Here is an 11529-nt window from a genome sequence, read left to right as displayed (position 1 = left end):
GATGCCAGTTGTTTGTTCGTTTATCTCACATAACAGCAGATAACCATTCAACTCTTCACGTACAATGATCGTGAAGGAGTGATGGAAATGTATATTCTACAAGATGAACTTACGGATGGACGAATTGATCAGCTGATTACTGCACATATAGAAGAAATGAAGGAGCATTCGCCGCCCGAAAGCATTCATGCCCTTCCATTAACTGATTTAAAAAAACAAGATGTCACCGTGTGGAGTGTGCGAGATGGAGAGGAGCTTCTTGGCTGCGGAGCGTTAAAGGAGCTGTCAAGTGAACATGGGGAAATCAAATCGATGAGAACTGCAGCCCTCCATATGCGGAAAGGTGTAGCGAGGTATATGCTGAATCATCTTCTCCAAGAGGCAAAACGGCGCGGGTATACACGTGTCAGCTTAGAGACAGGGGCAATGGCTTTCTTTGAACCAGCAAGAAAACTATATGAAAGCGCTGGGTTTCAGTATGGCCCGCCTTTTGGTACATATCAAGAAGATCCAAACAGTTTATTTATGACAAAGGAATTATAGAGGTCGAGAGAGTATGCTTATAAGCAGCTCTTTTTTTATGCTGAAATAGTGAAAGGAGGAGGACAAGGTGAAATTATCTAAGTGGATTGGAATGAGCGCATTTCTCACATTTTGTGCGGTATCTGTCATTTTTTTAACGTTATTAGGTCAAGATTTATTTAAAATTGAAAGCGCTTCCGATAAAACAGCGTCAACATATCAATACCATTTTGTCCTTGTACCGGAGGAACTTGATAACGAATATTGGCAGCTTGTACAAAAAGGAGCTGCTGATGCGGCAGACGTTCATCACGTGTATCTAGAATATTTGGGCCCAAAGCAAGCGGATGTCGACGATCATCTGAAAACCATTGATATGGCGATCGCTGGGCATGTTGATGGCATTATGACGCAGGGACTTGATGCAAAAAAATACAAACCGCTTTTTCAGAAGGCGAGGGAAAAAGGAATTGATGTCGTCACCGTCGATACGGATGCAGAAGGGAGCAAACGTCAAGTGTATGTAGGAACGGACAATTACTATTCAGGCTTTATCGCAGGGCAGGCACTCATCGCAGATACAAAAGGTGAACAGTATGTAGGAATTGTCACAGGCAGGCTGGATGCCATTCATCAAAAGCTGCGCGTCAAAGGCTTTCGAGATGCCGTCTCCGCTGAAAAACGCATTCATATTGCTGGAATAGAAGAATCAGCCATTACGAAGTCAGGTGCCTCAGGTGCCGCTTATAAACTATTAAACGATCATGCGAAGCTCACCGCATTTTATGGCACAAGTGCATTAGATGGTGCAGGCATCATTCAAGCAATCGCACAGTATCAATCATCCACTGATTTTTATGTGCTTGCATTTGACACATTGCCTGATACGATTCAGGCGCTTGATGATGGAACGATTGATGCCGTGGTCGTGCAGCATCCTTATGAAATGGGCTATCAAGCGGTTGAATCGCTTGTTCGTTTGCAAAAAGGTGAAAAAGAAGAACCGCTTCAGTACACGGGAACGAGTGTGATCCGGCGCGGGGATCTGCCTCTTCAGCAAACAGACAGAAAGCAGGGGATGCAGCCATGAGAAAAATTCGAAGTAAGCTGTTATTGGCATTTTTAATCCTTGTGCTTCTTGGCAACGTAGCCGCTTTTTTTGTCTACTGGAGCAGTTCAAAAATCACATCAGAATATAGCCGGAGCTTCCGTTCTTTTCTGCTGCTCAATGATATATCGACAGAAGCAAAAACGATGTATGAAAAAGTCAATGCCTATGCCATTGAAAAGGATCGGAAGTTTGCCAAAGAATACCTTACGTCAAAACAAAAAATGAAATCCTACGATCAAGCGCTGCGAAAGGATGCCGGGCTTCATGCTGCGATTCCATCGATTGAAAAATATCAATATATGATACGGACGCTCATCAATGAAAGTGATGCGACCATGACACATGTAAAAGAAGGGAAAATCGAAGAATATGCTGCAAGTGTGAAGGAAGTGAGAACCGTCTCCTCCTATATACAAGAGCAGACGATGACCCTGCTTGATGATGAATTATCTGAATATCAAGTACTCTATCAATCTCTTCAAAAAAGGCATCATACCTATGCGCTCTTTACCTTGTGCCTGTTTACGTTATCAATCGGGGTCGCATTATGGATGGCTTATATGATTGCTGGCGGGATATCAAGACCCATTGTTCATCTGTCCCGAAGCGTAAAAGAAGTATCAGAAGGAAATTTTGATGGAGCGAATTTGCATGTCACCTCAAAGGATGAAATTTCTGTTTTAAATGAAGCCTTTCAGCGAATGCGGCAAGAGATGAAAATGATGATTGAAGAGATCAAACAAAAGGCAGCATTGGATCAAAAAATCAAAGACATGAAGCTAAAAACGCTGCAAAACCAAATGAACCCGCATTTTTTATTTAACACATTAAACATCGTTTCGCGGATGGCTTACTTAGAATCAGCGGAAGCCACATCGAGATTGATTCAATCCGTTTCCACGCTGATGCGGTATTCGCTGTCTGCTCTGAGTACATCCGTTACATTGGAACAAGAAGTGAAAGTGGTAAAAGAGTATTTTCATATACAAGAAACGAGATTTGCCGACCGTATTACGTGCAAAACGTCCATCGATGAGTCGTGTTTATCTGTACATATCCCAAGTCTCACCTTACAGCCGCTTGTCGAAAATGCCTTCATTCATGGCGTCGAACCAAAGGAGGAAGAGGGACTTGTTGAGCTCTCAATCTATCAAGAAGGCGGCTATGTGATGATTCGGATTCGGGACAATGGGATGGGCATCAATGAATTGGAGAAAAGAAGATTGCTATCAGAAAAAGAAGAGGAAGATCCGAACATCCTGAGTAAAGGCCACTCGACAGGAATTGGTCTTCGAAATGTGATGTCAAGACTGCGTTTGTTTTACGGGGTGCAAAATGCCCTTCAAATTGATTCAAAGCCAAACGAAGGCACCACCATACAATTGGCTATTCCGATGAAGGAGGGACCGGCATGCTGAACGTGCTGATTGTCGATGATGAAAAAATAGAACGACTAGCGATGCGGAAGTTCTTAACCGAATGGGTTCCAGAGTGTCATATAGCAGGAGAAGCGGAAAATGGAAAGAAGGCGGTTGAATTCGTGCGATCTGAGCCCATTCATCTTGTGCTCATGGATATCCAGATGCCTGGCATGGATGGACTGGCGGCGATCAAACAGATCAAAGCAAGCAGTCCTCATACAAAATTCATTATGCTGACAGCCTACGATACATTCGATTACGCCAAGCAAGCGATGCAAGAAGGGGTGAAACAATACCTTGTCAAACCAGCTGATAAAGACGAAACCATCGCAGCCATTCGATTTGTAGCAGCAGAAATAAAGCAGGAGGCGTCTCAGCGGCAGGCGGCAGCGGCCGATCAGCAGTCAAAGTGGCTTGAAGTCCATATCATGAACGGTCAATCCTATACCTCCATGGAGTTTCAACAGCTATTTTCAGAATATGAAGCAGGTCTTATCATCGCGGTGCAGCGGACGGGCGGGAATCAACTGTTGAACGATTTACAGAAATCTGCACAATTTCATACGGTGCCTATTCAGATGGGGGGTGAACTGTTTACATGCTTTATTTATAGTCAGCAAGGACCAGGTCAGCTTAAGGCAGAGGTGCTGCAAGCCATTCGAGCTGCCATGACAAACGGTCAGCCTTCACCTGTCGTTGGCATAGGGCACCCAGTCTCAAACCCGCTTCATCTTCAGAAAAGTGCAGCAGAGGCGAAGCTTTCCTATTATCAGCGAAAAAAGAGTGGCAGCGTTGTTCGTTATGGCTTTTACCAAACAGACATAAAGCCCGGTCCATTGATTCATCTGCCAGACCTTGCGGATAGCATGATGCAGGCGCTCGAGGAAGGGAGAAGAGAGGATGCGCTGGCTTTATTTGATGCCTTTCAATTAGAGGGGGCGACGATTTCACAAGTAAAGGAACTGCTGATTCTCTTCAAATCACGTCTCCGTACAGATCTATCGATATTGACAATCAGCACCGCAGCTGAATGCCGTCAGTGCTGTGAACACCTATTTGACGTGTATGAAGCGAGAACCCAGACCATCAATGACATTGAGCGGGCAAAACGTTACATCAAAACGCATTATTGTGAACAGATCACACTTGAGCAAACAGCCGCTTATGTTGATTTAAGTCCAACCTATTTCACAAAACGTTTTAAAGACGAGACGGGTCTGACATTTAAAGAGTATGTGACAAACTGCCGGCTGGATAAAATCAAAAAGCTCCTCAAGGACAGCTCGCTTAGCTTAAAAGAAATTACCTATCAAGCAGGATATACAGATCCTAATTACGTCAGCCGTGTGTTTAAGAAGATGGTCGGCTGTTCACCGAAGGAATATCGAAAACAGGCCGTAAAAAAATGAAGAATTTCATAAAAAAGTGCAGAAGTTTGCCTGAAAAAAAGCAAGGATCTGCCATTATACTTATTTTGATAACGCTTACAAAATAGGGATGGGGGATCAATCATGAAGGTCAAATTAGGCTTTACACTGCTTGCACTCTGTATGCTGATCGTTACTGCCTGCAGTTCATCGACGAACTCAGAGGCAAAAAAAGAAGGCGGAACGGAAAAGCTCGAAATTTTCTCTTGGTGGACAGGAGCGGGTGAGGAAGACGGGCTAAAGGCACTCATCCAGTTGTTTGAAGAGAAGAATAAAGATATTCCAATTGAAAATGCAGCTGTCGCAGGTGGTGCTGGTACGAATGCAAAGGCTGTTCTGACTAGCCGTATGCAGGGGAATGATCCGCCTGCTACGTTTCAAGTGCATGGCGGGGCGGAGCTGAATGAGAGCTGGGTCGCGGCAGGCAAAATGGAGCCGCTGGATGATTTATATGAAAAAGAAGGCTGGAAAGACAAATTTCCAGAATCACTGATTGATCTTGTCAGCAAAGATGGAAAAATCTATTCCGTGCCAGTGAACATTCACAGGGGCAATGTGCTTTGGTATAACAAGAAGGTATTTGATGATGCAGGCTTAGAGCCGCCAGCGACATTTGATGAATTTTTCAAAACAGCAGATGCATTAAAGAAAAAAGGGATCACGCCACTTGCGCTTGGAGATAAGGAGCCTTGGGCAGCGACTCATTTGTTTGAAAGTGTTTTGCTTGGTGTATTAGGGGCAGATGGTTATCAAAAACTTTGGGCTGGCGACATGAAAATGGATGACCCGAAAGTGAAGGAAGCGGCAGACATCTTTGGGCGCATGCTCGAATACGTCAATGATGATCACAGCTCACGTAACTGGCAGGATGCCTCACAGCTCGTGGCAAAAGGCGAAGCTGCAATGAATGTCATGGGTGACTGGGCGAAGGGGTACTTTGTGAATGATCTTGATTTGAAGGTGAATCAAGACTTTGGATACACGGCGACTCCTGGAACGGAAGGAAGCTTTATGGTGATCACCGATACATTCGGACTGCCAAAGGGTGTGAAACAGCCAGAAAACGTGAAGAAATTCTTATCTGTTTTAGGATCTGTGGAAGGACAGGATGCGTTTAATCCGCTAAAAGGATCGATTCCAGCACGTGTGGATGCAGACGTATCAAAATATGATGAATACGGAAAATCGGCGATGAAGGCATTTAAAGAGGCTAAGCTGGCGCCGTCTCTTGCTCATGGCTCAGCTGCTGAAGAAGGGTTTGTGACGAAAGCGAATCAAGCCGTCAATATCTTCGTGACACAAAAAGACAGCAGCCAGTTTGTATCATCTTTAAAAGATGCAATGAAATAAAGACGAAAGAGGCGGCGGCTAGGCACCGCCTCTTTTTTAAAAGGAGTGTAGCTTCATGCGCATGGACACATCGCCGATGACAAAAACATCTATGCCCAAGGTCAAACGTATGCGGAAAAAATGGAATGGAGATCAGCTGCTGGCGCTGCTCTTTTTAGCCCCGTCAGCGGTTTTATTATTCATCTTTGTTTACGGCTTTATTGGCTGGACAGGATATGTGTCATTATCAAACTGGACCACGCTTGTTCCTGATTTCTCTTTCGCAGGTCTTCGCAATTATGCCATGCTGTTTCAAGATTTCCGCTTTCAGTCAGATCTTCGAAACACGGTCTTTTTTACTCTATTTTTTATTGGGGCTGTCATTGTCTCTGGTCTTGCACTTGCGATTTTACTAGATCAGAAGATCAAGGGGGAATCTCTTTTTCGGAATTTATTCTTCTTTCCGATGGCCCTTTCCTTCGTTGTCACAGGGGTTGTATGGCAATGGATTTTAAACCCGTCAACAGGGGTGAATTTATTTTTGAAAACGCTCGGTATCCAACCTAAATGGTACACGGATACGAACATTTTGGCCGGATTTGTCTGGGGGAAAATTGAGTTTGGTGTACCTGCGGCCATGATTGCCGTCGTAATTGCAGCTGTTTGGCAAATGACAGGCTTCTCTCTGGCGATGTATTTGGCGGGTCTGCGAGGAATTCCAGAGGAAGTAAGAGAGGCTGCTAGAATGGATGGTGCATCGGAGTGGCAGATTTACTGGAAAATCATTTTTCCTCTTTTAAAACCGATTACTGCAAGTGTTGTTATCATCATGGCTCATATTTCATTAAAGATTTTCGATTTGATTTACTCGATGACAGGACCGGGTGCGAACTTTGTCACCGATGTCCCGGGCGTGTATATGTTTGAAATGACCTTTAGAGGAAACCATTATGCAGGTGGTGCCGCCATTGCGATTGTCATGCTGATCTCTGTTGCGGTCTTTATCGTGCCATACCTCCTGTCGAGCCGGAAGGGGGCTTCATCATGACAGCCAGACAGTTTGTCCGTCCAGTTCTTTATGCTTTATTGATTTTGTGCAGTCTATTTTTTTTGATGCCAGTTTATGTCATGCTCGTCACAAGCTTGAAGCCATTAGGTGAAGTCACCCTTGAACGAATGTGGTCGCTGCCATCCACAATCGATTTTTCAAGCTATCAAATCGCGTTTGAAAAGCTGGCACCCAATTTAATGAATTCTCTTTATCTAGTCATTCCTGCTACTTTATTGTCAGCTGTATTAGGTGCAATGAATGGCTATGTATTATCAAAATGGCGTTTCAAAGGATCAGAAGTCGTCTTTACGCTGATGCTCTTTGGGATGTTTATTCCATATCAAAGTATTCTAATTCCACTTATTCAATTTTTGCGTGAAGTCGGATTGTATAATTCAATTCCAGGGCTTGTGCTTGTCCATGTCGTGTATGGACTTCCGATCACAACACTCATGTTCCGAAATTTCTATGTGAGCATCCCAGATGAAATGATTGAATCGGCGAAAATGGATGGCGCAGGGTTTATCGGGATTTTCAGACATATGATTCTTCCGCTTTCGATCACAGGGTTTGTTGTGGTCGCCATTTGGCAGTTCACAAATGTGTGGAATGAATTTTTATTTGCAGTCACGATGACCACTGCGGAGCATCAGCCGGTGATGGTTGCCTTGCAAAATCTATCAGGCAGTCAAATTGTGCAGTGGAACGTCCAAATGGCAGGAGCGATATTGGCTGCGCTGCCGACACTACTCGTCTATATTCTTCTTGGAAAATACTTTGTCAAAGGGCTTCTTGCAGGCTCTGTCAAAGGGTAAAACAATTTTTGTGTTATCGTTTTCATTCGGTGTACTGAAAGGATTGACTTCTCTTTAGATAGCGTCATAATAAAAGTTGAGACTTACTAGTTTTCATCAAGCTAGGTAAGGATTATCAAAGGGTAGCAAAGGGAGGAGTCATCCTGAATGAAGCAGTCACCAATTTTTTTACTGCCTGAATTGAAGGAAAGAATATGGGGAGGTACAGCCTTAAGGGATCAATTTGGCTACGATATTCCTTCTGATCAAACGGGAGAATGCTGGGCAATTTCTGCTCATCCAAACGGACCAAGTGTCGTGCAAGACGGTCCATATAAAGGGAAAACGCTGATCGAACTTTGGGACAATCATAGAGAATTGTTCGGGGGGATAGAAGGCGATCGCTTCCCACTGTTAACCAAAATTTTAGATGCAAACCAAGACTTGTCTGTTCAAGTACATCCAGATGATGATTATGCGGAAAGACATGAAAATGGCGAGCTTGGAAAAACAGAGTGCTGGTATATCATTGACTGCAAAGAAGGAGCGGAAATGATCTATGGGCACAATGCAAGAACAAGAACTGAGCTTGTCACCATGATGAATAGCGGAGATTGGGAAGGTCTTTTGCGGCGGGTGAAAATTAAGCCTGGTGATTTTTATTATGTGCCAAGCGGTACCATTCATGCACTTTGCGAAGGAACGCTTGTCCTTGAAACGCAGCAAAGCTCAGATACAACCTATCGCGTATATGATTATGAACGAAAAGACCAGGATGGCAACGAACGTGAACTTCATTTTGCACAAGCAATTGATGTCACGACGGTTCCTCATGTAGACGGTTATGCAGATGAATCAGTTGAAACACGCCGAGGAGTGACCATTCGTACATTTGTTGAAGCAGAATACTTCTCTGTGTATAAATGGGAAATTGATCAAAAAGTAGAGCTTTCTCAGGATTATCCGTTTTTGCTATGCAGTGTGATTGATGGAGAAGGGTCTTTAGAGCATGACGGAAACACATATCCACTGCCAAAGGGCGCTCATTTTATTCTGCCGGCTGAAACAGGAAGCTTCTCAATTGAAGGATCTTGTGAACTGATTGTGTCGCATATATAAGGCAAAGAGGACTTCAAGAGGGTCCTCTATTTTTCTATTGCATAAATGACTTGAAAGAGTACTTGTTTTTGTCGATAAAGAGATTAGTAGACTATTATGCAAAGTTAAGAGAGGGACAGGGAACGTGAAAAAAACCATCAAGATTATGTTACTCGCAGCTGCCTTTGGTATGACATTACACACGGGTAAAGAAGCGCAAGCAGCCTCCTATGTCGACCAATCCATTTATACGATGAACACCACAAAGGTATTTACAACAGAAGCAGAAGTGAAAAAAGCAGTGGAAACACTGAAGAAGGACAAAAAGTGGACAGCCACTTATCAAACCTCAGGAAATACGTCGAGCTATCAGCTCACTGCCTCAGGATATGAGTCACAAGCAGCAGCGAGTGCAAGTGCAGCTGCATTAAAAAAAGAGGTGGGCATGAGCGGTACGGTGTCTCCAGTAGGTGACCGCCTTCCTTTACAAAAGGTCGTATCTGACCCAGTTAACGATGAAAATCAGGCGAAAAAGCTCTCACTTGAGCTAACAAAAACATCTGGGCTCAATAGCTCCTATGAAGTTATCAATCAAAGTAGGCCTTCTTATCAGGTCATATCAGGAACCATTGATTCTGAAACGAAAGTGAAAAATATTCAAACCGAGTTGCAAAAGCAGGCAGGCGTCACCAGTACATACCAAACCGAAAACAAAGCTGGCACTGTATATCAGCTGATTTCAAGCGGTATTGTTGGACAAAGTAAGGCGAATACGATTCTGCAAGGTTTTCAGAAGGCATCCGGTTTAAAACCAGTGCTTCAAACGGTAACAGCGGGTAAGCCGTATTACATCGTCACATCCGCTGCACAAGCGAACCAGTCGAAAGCACAGACACTCCTTACTCAGCTGCAAAAAGAAGCAAAAATCAGCGGGAAGATTCAAAAGACAGGAGCCTTAAAAAATGTCTACAGCTTGGAATCAGGCTATTTCAAAGACAACAAACAAGCAGCTTCAGCTGCGGCTCAAATTAAGAAGCAAACCGGTGCTGCAGGTACTGTGCAGCGAGTGGGAAAAACAAAAAATTATATCGTAAAGCTCAATCAATTGAACGATACAGCTTACGCAAAAACGATAGCTTTTTTCAAGAAAAAGAAATGGCGCTACACGTCCAAAAAGATTTCTTCTACACAGCCATATCAAGTAGTGACAGGGAATCTTTTAGGAGATGACCAAGCGAAAAAAGCAGCGGCTTTCTTCCAAAAGAAAAAAGTATCTGCAACAACAAAAAAAACAGGCAAGGTATCAGACAGCACATATCGACTCGTCGTCAATCAAGCAGTGGACCAAGCGAAAGTGAATAAAGGTGCCGCATACTTAAAAACGCAGAAGGTGACAAGCAGCATCAAGACAAGCAAGGGACAGGCTGTCAGCAAAACATATAGTCTTAAGACAACACCTGTATATGAACAAACTAAAGTGAAGCAGGCTCAAGAGATCATCAAGAAAAATGGTATTGCCAGCAGTACAAAAACGCTGACAGAAGTGGTCAAGCAATACCGTATCACGACAGAGCCGACAGTGAATCAGACAAAACTGAATCAAGCACTCAGCTATTTGACGAAACAAAAAATGAAGGCTGCTGCACAAAAAACAGGCGCAGTCGATTATGCTCAATATCAGATCAAAACAGGTGCCATCTCAACAGCTGCACTGCGTGACCAAGGCATGGCATTTTTCAAAAAACGGAATGAAACCGCTGCGTATACAACAACAACGAAACCAACTTACAAAATCAACATTACGCAGCAATTTACAGGATTACCAACTGTAAATGAAGCCATTGCATTTGTGAAAAGCCAATATGGCTGGACTGCCACAGCCGTAAAAATTAAAAATGGCCCAATGGTCATGCAAACGAACTACAACCTCACTGTCAATGAGATGGTAAACAAACAAATGAAGGTGTCACCACAGACAGATGGTGCGGCCTATGTCTATGCATCATATGTAGACCAAGCAACATCGACAGTGAATACGGATGGCTTAAATGTCCGTTCTACACCTGATTCGAGCTCTGCAAGCAACATTGTGGCACAGCTGAATAAAGGAGCAAAAGTGAAACAGCTTGGAAAAGAAGGAAACTGGATCAGGATCAACCTCGGCTGGAGAAATGCAAGTGCAGCAGAGGTGCAAAAATATGTCGATCCAGCCAATATTGCAGAAGGCACGCAATCTTATTTTCAATTTCTGAAACTCTCTGAAGCTGCGAATCTCAATCCGGCAGAGGTCAATACAAAGATTTTAGCAGGCAAAGGAATTCTTGCTGGTAAAGGACAAGCCTTTATTACAGCAGCAAAAACGTATCATATCAACGAAATTTATCTTATTTCTCATGCGTTGCTTGAAACGGGTAACGGAAGTTCCATTCTAGCGAATGGTACAATGTTTAATGGAAAGAAAGTATATAACATGTATGGCATTGGTGCATATGACAGCAATCCGAATTATCTCGGTGCAAAGTATGCGTATGAACAGCAATGGTTCACACCAGAGGCTGCGATTATTGGCGGGGCAAAATTCATTGGCAACAGCTACATCAATAATGCGACATACAAACAAGATACGATTTATAAAATGCGCTGGTCTGCTACAGCAACTCATCAATATGCAACAGATATTGGCTGGGCTTCTAAGCAAGTCACTCGTATGTATAGTTTGTATAACCTGCTTGATGACTATACGCTGTATTACGATATCCCAGTGTATAACAAATAA

Annotated in this window: 9 protein-coding genes; all 9 read left to right on the top strand. The window is 43.5% G+C overall.

The features are described 5' to 3' along the window. The first annotated feature begins 87 nt into the window (after positions 1 to 87). The 9 genes from NSQ72_RS16730 (at position 88) to NSQ72_RS16690 (ending at position 11529) form a co-directional block, all read left to right on the top strand. Complete coding sequence (locus NSQ72_RS16730; RefSeq protein ID WP_144489979.1) at positions 88 to 543, top strand: GNAT family N-acetyltransferase; 456 nt, start codon at positions 88 to 90, stop codon at positions 541 to 543. A 67-nt stretch (positions 544 to 610) separates the two neighbouring features. After that, entirely contained in the window at positions 611 to 1612 is a 1002-nt protein-coding gene (locus NSQ72_RS16725; RefSeq protein WP_144491550.1) for a sugar-binding protein, read from the top strand. Further along, positions 1609 to 3051 (top strand): sensor histidine kinase, encoded by a 1443-nt coding sequence (locus NSQ72_RS16720; protein ID WP_039181916.1) that lies wholly within the window; start codon positions 1609 to 1611, stop codon positions 3049 to 3051. Before NSQ72_RS16725 ends, NSQ72_RS16720 begins: the two co-directional genes overlap by 4 nt. Then, a complete protein-coding gene (locus NSQ72_RS16715; RefSeq protein WP_144491549.1) occupies positions 3045 to 4463 on the top strand; it encodes a response regulator in 1419 nt (472 codons plus the stop codon). Before NSQ72_RS16720 ends, NSQ72_RS16715 begins: the two co-directional genes overlap by 7 nt. Before the next feature lie 102 nt (positions 4464 to 4565). Further along, a complete protein-coding gene (locus NSQ72_RS16710; RefSeq protein ID WP_144491548.1) occupies positions 4566 to 5831 on the top strand; it encodes an ABC transporter substrate-binding protein in 1266 nt (421 codons plus the stop codon). Between the two features lie 55 nt (positions 5832 to 5886). Further along, positions 5887 to 6858: a carbohydrate ABC transporter permease gene (locus tag NSQ72_RS16705; protein ID WP_180272448.1), complete on the top strand. Its 972-nt coding sequence runs from the start codon at positions 5887 to 5889 to the stop codon at positions 6856 to 6858. Further along, on the top strand, positions 6855 to 7676 hold the full coding sequence (locus NSQ72_RS16700) for a carbohydrate ABC transporter permease (RefSeq protein WP_041087976.1): 822 nt from the start codon (positions 6855 to 6857) through the stop codon (positions 7674 to 7676). Before NSQ72_RS16705 ends, NSQ72_RS16700 begins: the two co-directional genes overlap by 4 nt. A 147-nt stretch (positions 7677 to 7823) precedes the next feature. Then, positions 7824 to 8774, top strand: a complete 951-nt coding sequence (gene manA / locus NSQ72_RS16695; protein WP_058837516.1) for a mannose-6-phosphate isomerase, class I — start codon at positions 7824 to 7826, stop codon at positions 8772 to 8774. A 124-nt stretch (positions 8775 to 8898) separates the two neighbouring features. Next, positions 8899 to 11529: a glucosaminidase domain-containing protein gene (locus NSQ72_RS16690; protein WP_151284865.1), complete on the top strand. Its 2631-nt coding sequence runs from the start codon at positions 8899 to 8901 to the stop codon at positions 11527 to 11529.

Source organism: Bacillus sp. FSL R5-0659 (assembly GCF_038008785.1).
Lineage (GTDB): Bacteria > Bacillota > Bacilli > Bacillales > Bacillaceae > Bacillus > Bacillus safensis.
This window is presented reverse-complemented; position numbering and strand designations above follow the sequence as displayed.

Excerpts from the sequence above, each read along its gene's own strand:
- NSQ72_RS16730 (WP_144489979.1), top strand. The coding sequence starts at position 88 with ATGTATATTCTACAAGATGAACTTACGGATGGACGAATTGATCAGCTG.
- NSQ72_RS16720 (WP_039181916.1), top strand. The coding sequence starts at position 1,609 with ATGAGAAAAATTCGAAGTAAGCTGTTATTGGCATTTTTAATCCTTGTG.
- NSQ72_RS16715 (WP_144491549.1), top strand. The coding sequence starts at position 3,045 with ATGCTGAACGTGCTGATTGTCGATGATGAAAAAATAGAACGACTAGCG.
- NSQ72_RS16710 (WP_144491548.1), top strand. The coding sequence starts at position 4,566 with ATGAAGGTCAAATTAGGCTTTACACTGCTTGCACTCTGTATGCTGATC.
- NSQ72_RS16705 (WP_180272448.1), top strand. The coding sequence starts at position 5,887 with ATGCGCATGGACACATCGCCGATGACAAAAACATCTATGCCCAAGGTC.
- NSQ72_RS16700 (WP_041087976.1), top strand. The coding sequence starts at position 6,855 with ATGACAGCCAGACAGTTTGTCCGTCCAGTTCTTTATGCTTTATTGATT.
- manA (WP_058837516.1), top strand. The coding sequence starts at position 7,824 with ATGAAGCAGTCACCAATTTTTTTACTGCCTGAATTGAAGGAAAGAATA.